This window comes from Pseudomonas sp. FH1 (genome assembly GCF_000510895.2).
Lineage (GTDB): Bacteria > Pseudomonadota > Gammaproteobacteria > Pseudomonadales > Pseudomonadaceae > Aquipseudomonas > Aquipseudomonas azotoformans_A.
Genome location: NZ_AOHM01000142.1, coordinates 1 through 19117, shown reverse-complemented (window position 1 = coordinate 19117; position 19117 = coordinate 1). Strand labels below are relative to the sequence as shown.

Genomic DNA, 19117 nt, shown 5'->3' with positions numbered 1-19117 from the left:
CACCTATGTACATTTATCCTAATTTCAGATCGCCGAGCCTGATGATGCCCACTACGGAGCACAGAATAATGTCCAGCGATCCCCTGCTGCAGCCCTACAAAATCAAGCACCTGACCCTGCGCAATCGGATCATGACCACGGCCCACGAACCGGCCTACCCGGTGGACGGCATGCCGCAGGCGTTGTACCGCGCCTATCACGTCGAACGCGCCAAGGCCGGCGTGGCCTTGACCATGACCGCAGGCTCCGCTGCCGTGTCACGGGACAGCCCGCCGGTGTTCAACAATGTGCTGGCCTACAAAGATGAAGTGGTCGGCTGGCTGAAGGACCTGACCGATGAGTGCCACGAACACGGCGCGGCGGTGATGATCCAGCTGACGCACCTGGGCCGGCGCACACGCTGGGACAAGGCCGACTGGCTGCCGGTGGTCTCGCCATCGCACCGTCGCGAGGCGTCACACCGCTCCTTCCCGAAGAAGATGGAAGATTGGGATATCGAGCGGATCATCAAGGACTACGTCGATGCCGCCGAGCGCATGCAGGCCGCCGGCTTGGATGGCCTGGAGCTGCAAGCCTACGGCCATTTGATGGACCAGTTCTGGTCACCGCTGACCAACGAACTGGATGGCCCTTACGGCGGTTCCCTGGAAAACCGCATGCGCTTTACCTTCGACGTCCTGCGCGGCATTCGCCAGCGCGTCGGTGAGGACTTTCTTCTGGGCGTGCGCTACACCGGTGACGAGGCGCTGCCGGGCGGATTCACCGCCAACGAGGGCCTGCAGGTGTCGCACATGCTCAAGGACAGCGGGCTGGTGGACTTCCTCAACGTGGTACGTGGGCATATCGATACCGACGCGGGGCTGACCGACGTGATTCCGATCCAGGGCATGCGCAACTCGCCGCACCTGGATTTTGCCGGCGAGATCCGCGCGTCCACCGGCTTCCCCACCTTCCACGCGGCGAAAATCCCAGACGTGGCCACCGCGCGCTACGCCATTGCGTCGGGCAAGGTGGACATGGTCGGCATGACCCGCGCCCATATGACCGACCCGCATATCGTGCGCAAGATCATCGAGCGGCGTGAAGAAGACATCCGCCCCTGCGTCGGCGCCAACTACTGCCTGGACCGCATCTACCAGGGCGGCGCCGCCTACTGCATCCACAACGCGGCGACTGGGCGTGAAACCAGCATGCCCCATGAGATTCCCAAGGCCGCGGTGAAACGCAAGGTGCTGATCATCGGCACGGGCCCAGCCGGGCTGGAAGCGGCACGCGTCGCCGGTGAGCGCGGGCATGATGTGACCGTACTGGAAGCGGCAGACCGGCCCGGCGGGCAAATCCGCCTGACCGCCCTGAGTGAGCGGCGTCGCGAGATGATCGGCATCATCGACTGGCGCATGGCCCAGTGCGAACGCCTGGGCGTGAAATTCCACTTCAACACCTGGGCCGAAACCGAGACGGTGTTGGCCCATGAGCCGGACGTGGTGATCGTCGCCACCGGCGGCATGCCGCACACCGACGTGCTGGCCGCGGGCAATGAGTTGGTGGTGTCGACCTGGGACATCATTTCCGGCGACGTCAAACCGGGGCGCCATGTGTTGATCTTCGACGATGCCGGCGACCACGCCGCGCTGCAAGCCGCCGAGGTGATTGCGCAGAGTGGCGCCAGCGTCGAAATCGTCACCCCGGACCGCGCGTTCGCCCCGGAAGTCATGGCCATGAACCTGGTGCCCTACATGCGCAGCCTGCAGGACCTGGACGTGACCTTTACCGTGACCTATCGGGTCGAGACGGTAGAGAAACGCGACGGTCGGCTGCTCGCCCGTTTTGGCAGTGACTACGGCACGGTGCACAAGCAGCGGGTGGTCGACCAGGTGGTGGTCAACCATGGCACGCTTCCCCTGGATGACCTGTACTTCGAGTTGCGCGCGCACTCCAGCAATGGCGGCGCGGTCGAGCAGCAGGACTTGATCGCAGGGAACGCGCAGAACATCGTGACGAACCCTGAAGGTCGCTTCCAGCTGTTCCGGATCGGCGATGCGGTGGCCGCACGCAATACCCATGCGGCGATCTACGATGCGTTGCGGTTGGTCAAGGACCTTTAAAAACGCTCAAACACCCCCGGTGTGGTTTCGGCATAGCCAAACGCCCCATAGAAGCGGTCCAGTTCACGCCGCTTCAGGGCCTTGCCAGTAAACACGCTGACATATTGGGGAATACGCCGGAACCGCACCACCACCTCTTCGGTGGTGTTCATCGAGATATAGCCGATCTGCGTCAGGTAGATGGTCCGGGCACGCACATCGGCGGCCTCGTCGTCGTAACCAAAACGCCGGAACATGCCGGTCAAGGCGTTGATACGGGTGTCATCGGCCTGCGCGATTTCTGCCGCGACTTCCACCGACTGCATCGCCCAACTGCGCACGGCGAATTCGAATTGCGAGTCGAACAGCTCCGGGTTCAACCAGCATTCGAAGACGTTGAGAATGGCCTCGGAAATACTTTCGGCATAGCGCTCGCACTGGTACACCAGGTTACCGGTGTTTTTGTCGCGCCAACGGGTCAGCAAGGCGGAAAGCAGTTGCTCACGGTCCTCGAAAAACCAATAGAAACTGGTGCGTGACAGGCCCAGCTGCTTGGCCAGGGGCATCACACGCACGGTGTCGATACCGGATTCTTTGAGGGCCGCGTAGGCGGCGTCCAGCCACACATCGACCGAGCCGCGCCAGCCTGTGTCCTGGTTCTTGCCTCGCGGTTTTGCGGGTTGCGACATCCTTGGGTCACCTTTGCCGGGGAATTGCCGGTCACTCTACACCCCCTCATCCATGAGTGCAGTTCGTCGGTAAAACCGCACGGAGAAAAAATCCGGACTACTGTATTTATGTACAGTTAAATAACTTAAGGATGAGCATCATGAACGACAATTTGAAGCAGTCAGGTTCTACCACCACCTCCCAACCCACCACCACATTCGAGCAGGCCAAAACCGGCAGAGCCCTCGATTTCACTTGGACGCCTGACGCCAACACGACCACCACCATCGTCTCGGCGGATTGTGTCGACTATCGCGTCAATACCGCCCAAGGCAGCCCGACCGGTGACAGCCACTCCATCGCACGGCTGACCTATGCCCAAGGCAACGGCGGTGGCCAGGTCGGCACGCTGTTTCTCGAAGAGGTGCGCGCCGGCGTACGCGCCAACACCCAGATCGGACTGATGGTAGGCCGCAAATGGGCGCTGGATGCCGACGCAGCGGACACCGGCAGCATTGGCACCTACGTGGTGGAACAGTTCGATGACATGCGCGCCAGCGTCAACTATGTCGGGGCGTTCGCCCGCGTCTTTGCCGACCCTCGGATGGTCAGTTATCACGCAGGGGGCCATGTGCACACCAATATCTCGATCACCGGCAGCAGAGCCCTGAGCATGGCGGACTCCGGCAAGTCGATCCTGGTCATCAGCAATACGGACGTCACGCTGACAATCGGCGACGATGTGACTGAAGGCTTCAGGGCCACGTTGATCCAGGCGGCAGCTGGCAAGATCAACATCGCCGCATCGAGCAGCCACACGCTGTACAGCAATGCGGGAAACCGCACACGCACGCTCAACCCGCTGGATGAACTGGAGGTCAGCACCTTTCCAGGGGGCCCGGTGTTCCTGGCTTTTCGGGTCAGGCCTGCGGCTTGATGTTAGAGGCCATGTCGCACTCCAACGCGGTTCGAGAGCCAGCAAACTTGCTCTCGAACCGCGCGCCCTACCCTAACTCACGCTTGAGTTGCTCGCGATCCAACGCCCCATCCCAGCGGGCAATGAACAACGTGGCCACACCGTTGCCGATCACGTTGATCAGCGCACCGCCTTCCGAGATAAATCGGTACACGCCGAGCACCAGCACCAACCCCGCAGCCGGTATCACATCGATGGAGCCGAGGGTGGCGGCCAGAGTAATGAATGCGCCGCCGGTCACGCTCGCCGCGCCTTTGGAGGTCAGCAGCAGGATCAACAACAAGGTCACCTGGTGATACAGCGACACATCGATGTCCAGCGCCTGGGCAATAAAGATCGCCAGCACCGTCATGTTGATGCAGCTGCCGTCGAGGTTGAAACAATAACCGGATGGCACCACCAGGCCGACGGTGGACTTCTCACAGCCGAGCTTTTCCAGCTTGCCCATCAGGCGCGGCAAGGCGGATTCCGAGGACGAGGTGCCCAGCACCAACACCAATTCTTCACGAATGTACTTGAGGAACTTCCACAGGCTGAAACCGGCCAATCGTGCAACCAGGTTCAACACCACGAACACAAACACCAACCCGGTAAGGTAGTAGCACACCAACAGGTTCACGTAGGCCCCCAGCGATTGCACGCCGTATTTGCCGACGGTGAACGCCATGCCACCAAAAGCCCCGAGCGGCGCCAGGTACATGACGATCTTCAGCATGCGGAAAAATGCCTTGGCCACCAGGTCGATGGTGTTCAGCAAGGGTTTGCCGGTATCGCCCAACAACTGCAGGCCAAACGCAAACAACACCGAAATGAACAGCACCTGGAGGATGTCGCCGTCGGTAAACGCGCCAAACACCGTACTGGGCACGATATGCGTGAGGAAGCCGACCACGCTCTGATCGTGGGCCGCCTTGGTGTAACCGGCGATAGCCGATGCATCCAGGCTGGCCGGGTCGATGTGCATGCCCGCGCCCGGTTTGAGCAGGTTGACACCGATCAGGCCGATCACCAGGGCGATGGTGGTCAGTACTTCAAAGTAGATCAGGGATTTGAAGCCGATGCGGCCGATGCGCTTGAGGTCCTGCATGCCGGCAATGCCGCTGACCACCGTGCAGAAGATGATCGGCGCGATCAGCATCTTGATCAACTTGATGAAGGTGTCGCCCAAGGGCTTCATCTGTTCGCCCAAACTTGGGCTGAAATGGCCGAGGATCACCCCCAGCACAATGGCTGCGAGCACTTGCACATACAGGTGCTGGTAGAACGGTGTGCGCTGTGGCAGCGCTTGGATCGACGAGCTGATTATTTTTGTCATGGCTCTGCCTATAGGGTTTATGAGGGACTTCGCTGGGGTTTCAGGTCACCACGTTGATCGGTTTGTTGGCGGCGAATGCCTCGATGTTGGCCAGCAGTACCGCCTTGAGGCGCGCGACACTGCTTTGGCTGGCCCAGGCAACGTGAGGCGTAATCAGCAAATTAGGGTGTTCACAGTGCAGCAACGGGTGGTCAGCCTGCGGCGGCTCCACGTGCAGCACATCCAGTGCAGCGCCGCCCAATTGACCACTGGCGAGAGCGGCCAGGACGGCGTTTTCGTCCACCAATGCACCGCGAGCGGTATTGATCAGCAAGGCGCCGGGTTTCATCCGCGCGATTTCGGCGGTGCCGATCAGGTAACGGGTCTGGGGCGTCAGCGGGCAATGCAGAGTCAGCGCATCAGCCTTGGCCAACACCTCGTCGAACGCCACGTAGCCCGCCCTCACCTGCGGCGCGCCACGGTGTTCGGCAAACAGCACGGTGATGTCCAAAGCCTTGGCCAGGCGCGCGACACGGCTGCCGATATCGCCGCGACCGACGATGCCCAGGGTCGAGCCTTGCAGGTCCTGGATCGGCGCGCCGTGCACGCAAAAATGCGATGACTGTGGCCACAAGTGCGCCGAGGCAGCGCGGTACGCCAGCAAGTGACGGCGCAACGCAAACAGCGAAGCGATCACCGATTCGGCCACGCTGACCGCGCTGTAGGCCGGCACATTGCACACCGTCACGCCCTGATCACGGCAGGCGGCGAGATCCACGCAGTCGTAGCCGGTCGCTGCCACGCAGATCAGCTTCAGGCGCGGCAATTGCTCCAGAGTGACGCGGTCCAGGCGTACCTTGTTGGTGATCGCCACGTCAGCGTCGGCCAGGGCTTCGACTACATGATCGGGACGGGTGTGCTCACGCACGGTCCAGTGGCTGGCTTGGACGGGACGTGTCAACGGAGACGGCAAGCTCGCACCGTCGAGAAACACGATATTCATGCGGGCACCTGCTCGGAAATTTCGATGAGGTTCAGGTCGGGGTCGCGCACATACACCGAGCGAATCGGGCCGGTTGCGCCGGTACGCAGCACCGGACCTTCGATGATCGGCCAGGTTTCAGCCTTCAAATGGGCAATCACTGCTTCCAGGGGAATACTGGCGATAAAGCACAGGTCCAGCGCGCCAGGCACCGGCAGATGGGCCTTGGGCTCGAATTCATGCCCACGCTCATGCACATTGATTTTCTGGTTGCCAAAACGGAACGCGACGCGGCCGTTGCCAAAGGTCTCAAGGCGCATGCCCATGACGCGGGTGTAGAAGTCTTTGCAGGCGGTCAGGTCAATAGTCGTGAGGACCAGATGGTCGAGATGATCAATCATGATGGGCTACCTGTTGGGTCAGGGTGTGGACGTGTTCGGGAATGGGATGCAGGTCCAGGCGCTTGCCGGCCTTGAGGATCTGGCTGGGCGTGGCGTGGCCGATCAGACCGGGTAAGCGGGCAGATGCGGCCAGTACGCGGTCCAGCTGCAGGCCGGTGTCATAGCCCATCAGATCGAGCATGTGCACCAGGTCTTCCATGCACACGTTGCCGCTGGCGCCGGGTGCATAGGGGCACCCGCCAAGGCCGCCCAGCGAAGCGTCGAAACGGTCGATCCCGGCCTGCAACGCCGCCAGGGTATTGGCCAGGGCCATGCCACGGGTGTTGTGGAAATGCAGGGTCAGTTGCAGCTCGGGAAAGCGCTCGCGCACTTGCCGCGACAAGGCTTCCACCTGTGTGGGATAGGCCATGCCGGTGGTGTCGCACAGCGTGACGCCGCGCACGCCCAACTCGACAAAACGCCCGACCCATCCCAACACATCGTCCGCCGGCACATCGCCCTGCATCGGGCAGCCAAACACCGTGGACAACGACACATTGACGGCCACCGGCCCATGTCCAATCACCCCCACGACATCCCTCAACTGGGCAAATGATTGATCACGGGTCATGCGCAGGTTGGAGCGGTTATGCGGCTCGCTCACCGACATCACCAGGTTGGCCTCGTCGATGCCACAACCCAGCGCCCGTTCGGCACCGCGCACGTTGGGTACGAGCACCGTGTACTCCACGCCCTTTTGACGACGGATCCCGGCCATCACGGCCTCCGCATCGCGCAACGCGGGAATAGCCTTGGGTGAGGTAAACGAGGTCACTTCGATCTTCGCGTAGCCGCACTGGCTCAGTTCGTCGAGCAAGGCGATTTTCTGTTCGGTGTCGATAAAGATCTTTTCGTTCTGGAAGCCGTCACGGGTCGCGACTTCCTGCAGGTACAGGCGTTTCATGGAGCTACTCCTTGATTCAGATCAGGCCGCGAGCGCGCCAGGCTTCGCGGGTCGGTGCATCGATACCGATGCCGTCGAGTACCGCATCGGTGTGTTGCCCAAGCGTGGGTGCGCGCGAGTGCACGCGGCCGGGGGTGGCCGTCAACTTGGGCACGATGCCGGGCAAGGTGACGGCGGTGCCGTCGTCCAACTGGCTGGCGAGCAGCATGTCGCGGGCCTGGTAATGGGGGTCGGCGGCGATGTCGGCGGCGTCGTAGATCTTGCCGGAGGGGATGTTGGCGTCCTTGAGCGCGACCAGCACCGCATCGAGATTTCTCTCGGCCGTCCAGGCGGAAATCGCCGCATCAATGCGCGCCACATGGCGCACGCGGCCGTCGTTCTGCGCCAGTTCCGGGTCGTCGGCCAGGTCCAGGCGTTCGATCTTTTCCATCAGGCGCCGGTAGATGCTGTCGCCATTACCCGCGATCAAGGCATACTTTCCATCCTTGCAACGGTAGGCATTGGTCGGCGCGATACCTGGCAGGCTGCTGCCGGCCGGTTCGCGCACGCTGCCGAACACCGAATACTCGGGAATCAGGCTTTCCATCATGTTGAAAACCGACTCGTACAAAGCCACATCCACCTGCTGACCAGCACCGCGATTCTGCTCGCGATGGCGCAAGGCAAGCAGCACACCGATCACGCCGTGCAACGCGGAAAGCGAGTCGCCGATCGACACCCCTACCCGCACCGGCGTACGGCCCGGCTCGCCGGAGAGATGGCGCAGGCCGCCCATGGCCTCCCCGATCACTCCAAAGCCTGGCAAGTCGCGATAAGGACCGGTCTGGCCGTAGCCGGAGACCCGCAGCATCACCAGCCCAGGGTTGATCGATGACAGCTCATCCCAGCCAAGGCCCCATTTTTCCAGGGTTCCAGGGCGGAAATTCTCGATTAGGATATCGGCGCCCTTGACCAGCCGCTTGACCACGTCACGGGCTTCGACCTGGCGCAGGTCGAGGGTGACAGACTGTTTGTTACGCGACTGTGCAGCCCACCACACTGACGTCCCGTCGTGCAGCAAGCGCCATTTACGCAGGGGATCGCCGGTGACCGGTGGTTCGATCTTGATCACTTCGGCGCCGAACTCGGCGAGGATCTTGGCGGCGAAAGGCCCGGCAATCAGCTGGCCCATTTCGACCACCTTGATGCCTTCCAGGGGTAGGCTCATGACGTTGTCCGTTCTTGTTGGAGGTGATGGCCGGATAATCCCCTCAAAAACAGGCCGTGAGAATGTCAAAGATTTCCACTACTCTTTCCTGACTGGAAACACGGAGGTGGAAATGATCAACCTGCTGCAACTGGACCTGGCCTCCCTGCGCCTGCTGGTGCTGGCCGCCAAAACAGAAAATCTCACCCAGGCCGCCAACAGCGCCCATATGACCGTTTCCGCCGCAAGCAAACGGCTGGCCGAACTCGAACGCGTCACCCACTGCACCCTGTTCACCCGCGTGCCCCGTGGCCTGCAACTGACCCCGGCCGGACGCGGCCTGGCCGAGCATGCGCGCACCCTGCTCGACGTGGCCCAGCAAATGGCCCATGACGCCAACGACTACGCCAAGGGTGTGCGCGGCCACGTGCGGTTGTTTGCCAATACCTCGGCGGTGATCCAGTTCCTGCCGGCGGACCTGGCGAGTTTCCTGGCCGCCAACCCGCATGTGCGCATCGAGTTGGAAGAAGCCCTCAGCGATCGCACCATTCACGCGGTGGAAAACGGCGAGGCCGAGATCGGCATCTTTGCCGACAACGTGCCCGCTCCCGGCTTGCACATGCAGCCCTATCGACGTGACCGGTTGGTGGTGCTGGTACCGCAAACCCATGCGTTGGCGCAGCGTTCAAGCGTGACGCTGGCCGACACACTGGACTTCGATTATGTCGCCTTGAACCAAGGCAGCTCGCTGCTGCGCCGCATCAACGATGCCGCTGCCGGCACCGGCAAGCACCTCAAGGTGCGTATCCAGGTGAGCAGTTTTGATGGTATTTGCCGGATGATCGAAGCGGGACTGGGGATCGGCATACTGCCGTTGGGATCGGTGCATCCCGAGTTGCTGGCGTCCAAGCTGCGGGCGATACCGCTTGAGGGAGAATGGGCGTCGCGGACCTTGTATGTCGGCGTGGCCGATGCGACGCGCCTGTCGCCGGAGGCGGCTAACCTGTATCGCTATTTGAGCAATCTGGAGGTTGCACCTGAGTAGAAAGCTTCATTGGCGGTGACTACAGAGTTGAATGGTGAAGCGTTTATCAACAAGGCCTGGTCATTCGCGCACTCAGAGAACCGACAATCTCCTCGACCGCGAAACTCACATCATGGCCGGCACGGATCAACTCCGCAAAGCGAAGCATAACGGAGGCTGCGATATCCATCGCCAGCGCGTTGGTCATCAACTCTCGTATGGGTGCGCCCAGTTCGGCTTCCATACTTGAGTTGCCCTCTCCGGTCAGCATGCGAATGCGGGACATCGCGGCAATACCGCTCGTATGTTCGTCAACGCCAAACATCTCGCCAAGCAACATCCCCAAGGTTCCCACCGGTTGCTGCTCGGGGCGACTCCAAGACTTGAGTTCAAGCGACTCTCGTTCAACCCTCTCCAGATACCGTCGGACCTTGCCGGCCACAGTTGCTGCCGCTTTTTGGCGGGTGTAGTACTCGCGATTGGCCAAACTGGCAGCGTCTCTGACTACTTTCCATGCCACCGACCACAGTTGAGAAACGCTGTAGGTTTCTAACGCGCAGCGTAGCGTGCTTTTTATTTCGTCCCACGCTTGCTCGGTCAGCTCATGATTGTAGAGCTCGCATTGAGTCTGCAGGTAGCACATAACATCGGCAACGGAGTAATCAAGCCATAGATTGAAAATCCCCTCAGCGTCGGTATATGTCCTCTCCGATAGGCGACGGATCACTTCTTCGCCTTCCGCATAGGGAGTGTTTGGCATCAGAAGATATACAACTTGGGCACTCACCTGCCAAACGTCATCACCCTTCCAGTAATACGTACCAGGCTTTGCCTTTGAGGGATCTTCAAGGAACAAACCAGCGTCATTCAACGTTTTCAGAAAGCCGCTGATATACAGAGGCGCCAATCCCCGACAATCGCCGAGCGTAAAACCACCCTGAGTCAGCCTTGGCGAAACCGCCCTATCCAGCGCCAGCAGCAGTAGCACCTGCGCGTCCGAAACCGAGTCGTAATCGACAACTCTAGAGGCCTGCCCACGGACATACTCAGCAAGAAAAGTTTCAAGCTTTGCCACCTTGTCTTTTTCAGCCTTCAGCGTGATTGCATCTCGCTCATCCTGACAGCGAGTGCAGAGCCGGGTGGAGCGCAGCGGCATCTTCCTGGCCTCAGATCGGCTTCGAACTTCAATCAATTCGCCACATTGAGGACAGACTTGGTTTTCATCAAACGCCCTACAGCGTTGGCGTATGAAGCCAGCAAGGGTAACGCCCTGGCCCATTTCCAAGACATCGCTCAGCGCACTCACTTTTTCAAGGAATTGCCCTGATTCATCCATCGCCCAGTAACGCTCGATCAACTCGACTTCTTTTGGGTCTTCGGTCAGTAGTTGTAACCTGATTGGCATGCAAGGGTCCTATTGCGCACGTTGTTAACTCATCTCAGCACTGGCTGAATTCTCACTCGTCACCCATCGGGTTCTCACCGCTGCGTAACGTTGTCTGTGATCTTTTTCCCCCGCCGCTCTTCCAGCAACGTCCTTGGCAACACAAACCCGTCGAAACTTCGCTGGGTAATCGGGTTGTTGGCCTTCTCTGCACCAATGCGATAACGCATCAGCCCATCGGCAATGGCAAAGGTCAGGTCCACACTGGTGTCGGTGCGGCCATTAAGGTGCCCGCGACTGAGCAGCCGAAACAGTGACCACGGCCCGCGATAGCTCAGGCTGGCGGTGTTGCCCGTGCTGTGTACCAGCGTCAGTTGGCTGCCATTGGTGTTGCCCAGGCTGTTGGGCCACACCAGCCCGGTGCGTTGCGGCGCGCCGTGCTGGTAAGGGATCAATTGGCCGTCGACGCTGAGCATGCTGCTCAGGCGGGTGGCACTGAGGGCCAGGGGTTCGATGGTGAGTTGCACGGCCAGGTGACCGCGATGGTTGAAAAAAGTGTCGCGGATACGCTCGACCTTTTTCAACTGCTCCAGCACGTCGCTACGCACCAGGTAGCCACCGAGGCTGTCGGAGTACAGGGCATCGAGGTTGTCCTTGAGAAACACGTTCAGGTATTGATCGTGAAACTGCTGCAAGCGCCCCTGCGGGCCGAAGAAGGCTTCGAAGTCTTCCAGCGAAGCGTCCTCACCACTGGCCTTGAACGGGTAGCGGCCTGCCAGGCGGTCGCGGTAGAAGCTGTAGATTTCACTGTCCCAGCGTTTTTCCAGCTCACGCAGGGCGGCAATAACCAGTACCTGCGAGGTCTGGTCGGCAAGTTTTTTGACCTGCTGGTTCAGTGGCTCGGGCAGGCCCACCGCGACGCGTTGCAGGTTGGCGATAGGGTCTGCACCACCGAGGGAGAAACGGTTGAGTACGGTTTTCAGCGCCGCTTTGCCGGGATCTGGATTGTCGTGCACGGCTTTGGCGTAGTCGTAGACGGCACTGACCGAACGCAGGGTTTCTTCGTAATAGGACGGCTGCTCGCCTCGCGCGGTGATCAGCTCGGCCAGGCTGGAGAACGCACGCCGGATACCGGCGGCTTGTTGCTGGCCGTCCGAGACCTTGTCCAGCGAGAGCGGTGCCTGTCCTTCGGTCAGGGGCACCGACGGGTAGATCACGCTGTTGTCGCGCAGGGTTTCCAGCAGGCGCCGCAGCGGCGCGGCCGGGCCGGTGACTTGTTCCAGTACCGCCACGCCGTGGCTGAGATCATCGAAGTCGGTGACCGCAAATTGATTCAGTGCGCGGCGCCAGCTGTCGACGTAATCGGCGCTGTACAGGGCGCGGATCCGTTGGGTCAACACCTTGCGGTCTTCGTCGGAGTAGTCCAGGCGTTGGCGTTCGCCGAGCACCCACTGGTCGATCATGGCCAGTTCGATAATGCCCTCGGTGCCAGGCTCGAAGTAGTCCTTGAAGCCTTTGGCGGTGAGCAGTGGCGCCAACAGCAGGCCGCTGCCTCCTTGATCGGTGTTAAGCGGACGGTAGACGATATCGAACGCCGGACCGACCTCGTTGCGCAGGTCGAGAGGACGATGCAACCGTTCCAGGGCATCCTGTTTAAGGCTCATGTAGACCCGCTCGGCCATGGGCAACTGACGCAATTGCTGTTGCACCTGGGCAATGCGCTCCCGGTAGTGCGGCAGATCGGCGTCGGCGTATTTCAGCGCGTAGCCCAGGTGCCCCATCAGATCGGCCTGCAATTGCCCCTGCCCCGGATAGGCGCGCTGCCACTGTTTGGCGACCCACTCTTCGACGATGGCCGGGCGGCGGTTTTGACGCTCTTCGAGCATGCGGTAGACGCGCAAGGCCGCCAATTGCTGATTGCTACCGGCAGGTGCCGTATTGATCGCCTCCAGCACGCCACCCGCAATCGCCGGCAGGAAACGTTTGGACAGCAAATTCAGATAGGCCTCGTCCACTGTCGGGCCAATCGCCCTCCCCTGGTACAGCCCCATATCCGACAGCAACGGCCACGCCTCGCGGTAGTCGCCGTACACCAGCACCGCATCACGAATCTGGTCCAGAGGCACCAGCAGGTTGCGACCGGTGGTGTCGACCCTGGCGTCGATGTCCCGGCCACTGAAATCCTGGCTCTTGGCCAGGACGTTGGCAGCCTTGTCGCGGTTGATATTGAAGTAAAACTGCCAGGTTGCGATGACTACGAAACAACCCAGGGACGCGACGCCGAACCCAGCGATCAGCAGCCGCCGCTTATTGCGCGCTACCTTGATGTTGTCGCCCGCCAAGCCCGCTTCCGGGTAGATCACGCGTTGGAACAGTTGCTGGGCAAAGTAGATCGCCGTGCCACCGGCAGGCTTGACCTCGGGGGGCGGGGGCGGCAGTTGATAGGCTTGCCCTGCTTCTTTGATGAAGGCATTGCTCAGGGTGCCTTGCTGCAAGACCGAGGAAAAATACAGACCACGCACCAGCGCCGGAGTGGTGAAACGATCGCTGCCGAGCATTTCACTCAAGAAGCCGAACAGCGCCGGGCGTAGGCCCGCCATCTGGTGCACCAGCGCCTGTAACCGATCGCGCTCTGTCAACGTGTGCGAATCCCGGGTGCTGTCGAAAACCTGTTCGCTCAGACAGGTGACAAAGGCTTGGTACTGGCGCGTCAACTCCGACAACCAGGCATCAAAGTCATCCACTGCCTCCAGGCTGAAGGTGAAACCCAGCAGGTCTTCACGCCCACTGCGCGACAACCCGGCGAAGAACTCTTCGAAGCCTTCCAGTAGATCAAACTTGCTCAACGTCACGTACACCGGCAGGCGCGTTCCCAACTGCCGCGTCAGCTCAAACAACCGGGTGCGCAACAGGTTGGCGTGGGCCTTGCGCTGTTCGGGACGTTGCGCCAACAAGGCCTGCACATCGATCACCAATACCACCCCATTCAGCGCCCGACGACTGCGGTTGCGCGCCAGCCAATCGAGCAGGTGCAGCCATAGGCGTGGATGGGTACCAGCGGGCAATACCGGTTTGACCTTGCCCTGCTGCTCGACGTTTTCAGCGGGTGAATCTGGCTGGCTGAGGAACTCACCGGGTGGGTCGATCAATACCGCCTCGTCACCGATCCACCAATCCACCGGATAGGCGAGCTGCTCCTCTTGGTGCGCCCTGACACCGACCTTGGTCACATGGGACAAAGAAAAACTCTGATTTGAGCGCGTGATCAGGCTGGTTTTGCCGGCATTTTCCTCGCCCAGCACCAGATACCACGGCAGTTGATAAAGCGAACGGCGGCGCTCCATGTTGTTCAATAAATTGCCCAAGCTGCGGTCCAGCGCCCGTTCCTGCGCCTCGACATAGGGCAGGCACGGGTCGGCCTGCACCGCAGCCTCATGTTGGCGTTCAAGCTGCAGGCGCTGATAACGATTACGCACCCGCCATGCCCAGATCAGCAACGGCACCACCAAAACCACGACACTGGCCGAGATACGCATCGACAATTCACTCAGCGGCTGACGCTCACGCCAGGTCCACTGCGGGCCCAACCACCAGATGGCGATCAACAAAAACACCACGCCCAGCAGCACCAGTACGGGCACCGCCTGGTTGAGCTGACGCAGTACCGGCAGGCCACAGCGTTTGAGGTAACTCCAGACCGTTTTCATGAATCGCTCCTAGCGTATTTGTTGTGTTCGTTGCCCATGGACAGGATGAATATGCCCCTCGCTCTCGCTAAAACCCCACCCATCGTCATGGCTTGCGCGCCTCAAAGCTGGCGATGAACTCATCCAGGATGCGTTTGCTTTCGGCTGCATCTTCGGGCGTAGGCCCGCGGGGGTTGAACCAAGGGTCCGGCTTGGGTGCGACCGCGCCGTAGCGGATGCGCACGGACTTGAGGATCGCGTCCCAGACGGCCATGGCTTCGTAGTCGGTTAGAGACGGGTTGACGGGTTCTTTCGGCGCAGGAAGTTGCCAGAGCGGGCGTTGGTAGCCTTTGCTGGCAAATTGGGGGAGCGTCCAGCGCACCAGGTCTTTGGGTTTGCTCGGATCAATGGCGGAGCGTTTTTTTCCGCCTGCCGACAGGCGAAAACTCATGGCTGGGCGATTCAGTGAGGGGTTGTCGCGATAGTTTTCGCTCACGAAGAGCAGTTGACGGTGAGTGTCGTCACTGAAGCCGATCAGGGACTCTTCGGCTTGCATGTCGGCCAAGGTGATTTCTCCAGCCCGCAAGTTTTCATAGTCGCCAGCTAGAAATATTTGCGCGTCTTTTTTAGTGCGAACATGCAGCCGATCTTCATCATCCCGGGATAAGGCGTTGATGTAGACATTTAGCGCCACATCCGAAGCTGGGGGGCGAAAGTAGAAGCTGGCGATTTCCTGATCGTGATGGCTTCTGATGACGATGGGGCCCAAAGCGAAGCCTGCGCCTGCGTTCTGTGGGGCAGTCACCTTGAAGATTTCTTTGGACAGTTTTAAAAGGCGCGCCTCAACTGGGGCGGTTTCACCATCGTACGATTCGGCTCGCAGCATGACGTACGCGTCCCCAACCAGCAGGTGGAATTCATGGACGAAGGTTTGGCGGCGTGATGCTTGCTTGTAGTACTGCAGCGTCACACTTTGCTGTGAGACCCGCACCGCCGAAACCAACATGGGCACATCCGACTGCTTATAGTTTTTGACCGCCGCAATTCGATGCGCCCGCTCGCTCAACGCCGCATCAAACCGCTCCTGCGTCACGCCCTCCCCCAGCACACGCACTTCAACCGACGAATGATCGGCGCCCAAACCGTAATAGAGCTTCACATCACCGCCGCCACTCCAATTGACGGGTAGATCGATCAGGCCTCGTCCCAGCGCCCAGGTACGCATTTGGGTAGTCATTTCGCTCACGTTGTTTTTCTCCTGTTCGCTGGGCTGTTTGAAGACGGCACATCCGGTGAAGAAACCCAGCACCAGACACGCAAAAAAGAGAGTCAGCTGACGCATAAGGGCCTCTTGGCTTTAGCCGCGACTTTGATAAGGGAATAGAGGGTGAAATGCTGTGCCAACGGGTTGGCATAGGAGGCTTCATGATCAAAGCCGGGGGCCTTGATTTGCTGGCGAACCTCGCCGTTGCGTGCATGCTTTATCGGCGCGCTGCCCGAGCTCACGGGAACAGTGCCGTCGCCAGACCCGTCCTGCATTCGGCAATGCAATTCCCAGTAACTGGTTTGCACGGTTTTGACTGGCGCGTCGGGGTCGCCACGCATGGGAGGGATAGGTTGATTTTGCCCTCCGACATACACAGGACTGCGGCCATCATCCCTTACCTCATGCATCTCGAGATTTGAAACCGTGAAGCGATCGGGGTGCGAACCGTGGGGGCCATTTAGGCGAGACCCACGGCTCATTTCCCAAGTGATGGACTCGAAGCTGGGGTGTTTGTCTTCGCTGCCGTAGTAGACGTAGGTTTGAAGGTGGTAGGAGCCAGCAATATCCTGGTGAAACTCTTTTGCGCTCCCGATGTTATCTGCAAACACCTTCCATGTGATCGGATCCCCATCCTTCGGCGCCAACCATTCTTCGCGCAGCAATCCCCACCAACGATCACGGCGTAGATAAATCTCTTCATAAGGGTCTTTTACAGGCTGGCGCGGCATCGCCGATACGCCTTGATTGTCGATCAGTCTCAGCCAGCCCGGGGTGTAATCTTGTGTGGGCAACAATTGCAAGGCACCAGGCGCCTGTGCAAAAACGGCGGTCACTTCCTGGCCGGTTGGGCCAATCACTGCGCCGGCAATGGGGTCTTCGTCGCTCATGCCGACCTTGCAACGGCGATAAGCAACCGGTGCACCCGTGGCAGGCATTACCCCATGTACCACACCGGCAATTTTGGCGGCCATACCGGGCAACTGCGCACAACGGCGCGCCACCAACCCACCCATGGAGTGCGTCACCAGAATGACCTGCTGACAATTGCGACCGTACTGGTGCATCAGTTCGTCAATGCGCTCAGCCAGCCTTATCGCGGCGTACTCGTTGGAATCCAACCAGTTATACCCACACGCATGCACCGGCATTCGATAGCCACCTCGCGCCACCAGCTCGTCCGACAGAATCGACGGCAACTGGCTGGCCAAGTTGGCGCCCAACCCTGGCATGGCGATGGGGGTTTCGGGCTTCAACCGGGTGATGTGCGTCGGCCCAGGCTCGACCGCGACGGTATGCAAATGCTCCGGCTGGATGTCGAATTGAGGCCATCGATGGGGCAGGAATTCGCTATTGAGCGCCTCCTCCAACCAAAGCAGGAAAGCGTGATAGCTGGTCTCACTGACCTCGCCCCAACCGCGCTCTTCATAACGTTTGCTCAGCGCGAGGATGGTCTTTTTCCTGTCCAGCCCAGGCTGCGCCAATACTGTACCGGCAGCACGCTTAGGCACCGCGCCTTGGTTGTCGACTTCCACCCTATCCGGGTGCAACAGCTTTTGCCGGATACCGGCTTTTTTATTGATCCAATTCAAGGCAAGCCACATATTCTTGCCCATGAACCCCGCGTCCAGGCGCCAGACGGGAACGGCCTCCTCACCAGGCTCCCCGCCCTCCTGTTCCTCAGCCTTACTCTTCAAATTCGACCCCATAATCCCCGGCACAAAAATCACCGGCAAAATCCCATCCGGCGGCAATATGCACTGCACCGGGTCGGTGATATGGCTGGGTGTCAGGGTCCAGGTATGCACGGGGTTGCCCCGGGCGTTGTAGGTCATGGGCGCAATACGCGGCGCCGATGGGCTTTCGGTCATGCGGGTTCTCCGTTATCAAGCCATTCCAGTACCAGCCCTTCGAGCGTCATGCCCTGTTGCAAGGTGACGTAGCCTTCCCCGTCGGTTCGGCCCTCGAAACGTGCGCCGTCTTTGCGAATCAAGGCGTAGGCGCGGTCGCGGATGGGGTCACCGTTGGTGAAGCGCGTTTGGAAGCGTTCGTTGAAGGAGGTGGCAGGCCAACTATTGAGCTCGGCTGCGGCATTGCTTGGATCAATGAAGTATTTGTTCGCGGCCTTCACCGTGAAATCACCGGGCATGCCCAGCTCGATATTGCCGCCCTGCATCTTGATATAGGCTCCGCCGCACAACAGAGTGATGTGCTTGTCCGCCGCTACCAGCACGTGCTGTTGGCTGGCGCTGATTTCGACGCTTTGATCGGCTTGGACCTGGATGCTGTTGTGTTGGGCTTGCAGCAAAAGCTGACCGTTATGTGCGATGTGCCGCATGTCACCGCCCTGGGCGAACAGGCCGATTTCGTCGCCCGCATTGATCACCACTTTTTTACCCGCGGTGAGTTGCTGGTTGTGTTGTGCGACGCTGTCAATATGCTCGCCTGCGCCCAGGGCGATACTTCGGGACGTCGCGGCAGCGATGCCGGCTGGCCCACTGAGCGCGATGATGGGGTGCGTGCCATTGCCGGTGCCATGGGGTTGATCATTGGCACCATGGCCCAGTGCATTCACTGCCTGAGTCAGCGCCTGTTGCGGTTGTGAGTCCTGGGCAACTCCCTGGGCATTTTCGGCAGAAGCGCCCAACTGCCTGGCCAACGTCAGGGCAGCTTGCAACACATCGATCACCTGCTGGCGCTCCAACTGGCCCGCCCCGGCCTTGAGTTGAGCTTCAGCGGTCAGCAATAAACCTTTCGCTGCGCGCAACGCACCGTGACCATCGGTGCGCAACTCAAACCCCTCGCCCCTGGGTTTGCCGCCACCATGGTGGCGTGGATGGGTGAGGTAACCGAGGTGCAGCGCGCTATGCTCGTGGTCACTCATCAGCGCCGCGCTGATCTGCGCGGTGGTGTCGTCGATACGCAACTCGTTGGCCCGTGTTCCCCCGAACTCGCGGCTTTTGGTGGTTGCCAGCGCCTTCAGCTTGGGCAGTTCGTAGGGCGGCAAATTGGTCTGCCGGTACGCTCGTCCAATGGCAATTGGCTGGTCAGGATCCCCGTCCAGATAGCTGATCACTAGCTCTTGACCCACACGCGGGATGGCCATGGAGCCCCAAGTCGCGCCGGCCCAGCCTTGGGTGACGCGAATCCAGCACGAGCTGTGATCGTTGTTTTTGTCCGAGCGGTCCCACGGGAACTGCACCTTGACCCGGCCCCATTCATCG

General features: G+C 60.3%; 14 protein-coding genes. 3 read left to right on the top strand and 11 right to left on the bottom strand.

What is annotated here, in order from left to right:
- The first annotated feature begins 68 nt into the window (after positions 1-68).
- Positions 69-2105, top strand: a complete 2037-nt coding sequence (locus H096_RS31260; RefSeq protein ID WP_033903075.1) for an NADH:flavin oxidoreductase — start codon at positions 69-71, stop codon at positions 2103-2105.
- On the opposite strand, the gene H096_RS31255 is transcribed toward H096_RS31260, so the two are convergent.
- Positions 2102-2773, bottom strand: coding sequence for a TetR/AcrR family transcriptional regulator (locus tag H096_RS31255; RefSeq protein WP_033903074.1), 672 nt, complete (start codon positions 2771-2773; stop codon positions 2102-2104). The two genes, H096_RS31260 and H096_RS31255, sit on opposite strands and share 4 nt — an antisense overlap.
- Positions 2774-2913: 140 nt before the next feature.
- Here H096_RS31255 and H096_RS31250 point away from each other — a divergent pair, with 140 nt between their 5' ends.
- Complete coding sequence (locus H096_RS31250; RefSeq protein WP_033903073.1) at positions 2914-3690, top strand: hypothetical protein; 777 nt, start codon at positions 2914-2916, stop codon at positions 3688-3690.
- Between the two features lie 67 nt (positions 3691-3757).
- Here H096_RS31250 and dctA read toward each other — a convergent pair whose 3' ends face one another.
- The 5 genes from dctA to H096_RS31225 are packed head-to-tail and all read right to left on the bottom strand — an operon-like array spanning position 3758 to position 8556.
- Entirely contained in the window at positions 3758-5044 is a 1287-nt protein-coding gene (dctA, locus tag H096_RS31245) for a C4-dicarboxylate transporter DctA (protein WP_033903071.1), read from the bottom strand.
- Positions 5045-5084: 40 nt separating this feature from the next.
- Positions 5085-6026, bottom strand: coding sequence for a D-2-hydroxyacid dehydrogenase (locus tag H096_RS31240; RefSeq protein WP_033903070.1), 942 nt, complete (start codon positions 6024-6026; stop codon positions 5085-5087).
- Positions 6023-6406 carry a VOC family protein gene (locus H096_RS31235; protein ID WP_033903069.1) on the bottom strand — a complete coding sequence of 128 codons (384 nt, stop codon included), beginning with the start codon at positions 6404-6406 and terminating at the stop codon, positions 6023-6025. Before H096_RS31235 ends, H096_RS31240 begins: the two co-directional genes overlap by 4 nt.
- Entirely contained in the window at positions 6399-7349 is a 951-nt protein-coding gene (locus H096_RS31230) for a hydroxymethylglutaryl-CoA lyase (protein WP_033903068.1), read from the bottom strand. The genes H096_RS31235 and H096_RS31230 overlap by 8 nt, the downstream gene beginning before the upstream one ends.
- A 16-nt stretch (positions 7350-7365) precedes the next feature.
- Positions 7366-8556 carry a CoA transferase gene (locus H096_RS31225; RefSeq protein ID WP_033903067.1) on the bottom strand — a complete coding sequence of 397 codons (1191 nt, stop codon included), beginning with the start codon at positions 8554-8556 and terminating at the stop codon, positions 7366-7368.
- A gap of 112 nt (positions 8557-8668) precedes the next feature.
- Between H096_RS31225 and H096_RS31220 the strand changes: the two genes are divergently transcribed.
- The gene (locus H096_RS31220) at positions 8669-9580 is read left to right on the top strand and encodes a LysR family transcriptional regulator (protein WP_033903066.1); all 912 of its coding nucleotides are present in this window, start codon (positions 8669-8671) and stop codon (positions 9578-9580) included.
- Positions 9581-9626: 46 nt separating this feature from the next.
- On the opposite strand, the gene H096_RS31215 is transcribed toward H096_RS31220, so the two are convergent.
- The 5 genes from H096_RS31215 to vgrG form a co-directional block, all read right to left on the bottom strand.
- The gene (locus H096_RS31215) at positions 9627-10964 is read right to left on the bottom strand and encodes a hypothetical protein (protein WP_033903065.1); all 1338 of its coding nucleotides are present in this window, start codon (positions 10962-10964) and stop codon (positions 9627-9629) included.
- Between the two features lie 74 nt (positions 10965-11038).
- On the bottom strand, positions 11039-14650 hold the full coding sequence (gene tssM / locus H096_RS31210) for a type VI secretion system membrane subunit TssM (protein ID WP_033903064.1): 3612 nt from the start codon (positions 14648-14650) through the stop codon (positions 11039-11041).
- Positions 14651-14735: 85 nt separating this feature from the next.
- Positions 14736-15971 carry a T6SS immunity protein Tli4 family protein gene (locus H096_RS31205; protein WP_033903063.1) on the bottom strand — a complete coding sequence of 412 codons (1236 nt, stop codon included), beginning with the start codon at positions 15969-15971 and terminating at the stop codon, positions 14736-14738.
- Complete coding sequence (locus H096_RS31200; protein WP_033903062.1) at positions 15959-17764, bottom strand: alpha/beta hydrolase; 1806 nt, start codon at positions 17762-17764, stop codon at positions 15959-15961. Before H096_RS31200 ends, H096_RS31205 begins: the two co-directional genes overlap by 13 nt.
- The coding region (vgrG, locus tag H096_RS31195) for a type VI secretion system Vgr family protein (protein WP_033903061.1) at positions 17761-19117 on the bottom strand (1357 nt) is incomplete at its 5' end. The genes vgrG and H096_RS31200, both read right to left, overlap by 4 nt.

Excerpts from the sequence above, each read along its gene's own strand:
- H096_RS31200 (WP_033903062.1), bottom strand. The coding sequence starts at position 17,764 with ATGACCGAAAGCCCATCGGCGCCGCGTATTGCGCCCATGACCTACAAC.
- dctA (WP_033903071.1), bottom strand. The coding sequence starts at position 5,044 with ATGACAAAAATAATCAGCTCGTCGATCCAAGCGCTGCCACAGCGCACA.
- H096_RS31220 (WP_033903066.1), top strand. The coding sequence starts at position 8,669 with ATGATCAACCTGCTGCAACTGGACCTGGCCTCCCTGCGCCTGCTGGTG.
- H096_RS31240 (WP_033903070.1), bottom strand. The coding sequence starts at position 6,026 with ATGAATATCGTGTTTCTCGACGGTGCGAGCTTGCCGTCTCCGTTGACA.
- H096_RS31215 (WP_033903065.1), bottom strand. The coding sequence starts at position 10,964 with ATGCCAATCAGGTTACAACTACTGACCGAAGACCCAAAAGAAGTCGAG.
- H096_RS31260 (WP_033903075.1), top strand. The coding sequence starts at position 69 with ATGTCCAGCGATCCCCTGCTGCAGCCCTACAAAATCAAGCACCTGACC.
- H096_RS31225 (WP_033903067.1), bottom strand. The coding sequence starts at position 8,556 with ATGAGCCTACCCCTGGAAGGCATCAAGGTGGTCGAAATGGGCCAGCTG.
- H096_RS31250 (WP_033903073.1), top strand. The coding sequence starts at position 2,914 with ATGAACGACAATTTGAAGCAGTCAGGTTCTACCACCACCTCCCAACCC.
- H096_RS31255 (WP_033903074.1), bottom strand. The coding sequence starts at position 2,773 with ATGTCGCAACCCGCAAAACCGCGAGGCAAGAACCAGGACACAGGCTGG.
- H096_RS31230 (WP_033903068.1), bottom strand. The coding sequence starts at position 7,349 with ATGAAACGCCTGTACCTGCAGGAAGTCGCGACCCGTGACGGCTTCCAG.
- tssM (WP_033903064.1), bottom strand. The coding sequence starts at position 14,650 with ATGAAAACGGTCTGGAGTTACCTCAAACGCTGTGGCCTGCCGGTACTG.
- H096_RS31205 (WP_033903063.1), bottom strand. The coding sequence starts at position 15,971 with ATGCGTCAGCTGACTCTCTTTTTTGCGTGTCTGGTGCTGGGTTTCTTC.
- H096_RS31235 (WP_033903069.1), bottom strand. The coding sequence starts at position 6,406 with ATGATTGATCATCTCGACCATCTGGTCCTCACGACTATTGACCTGACC.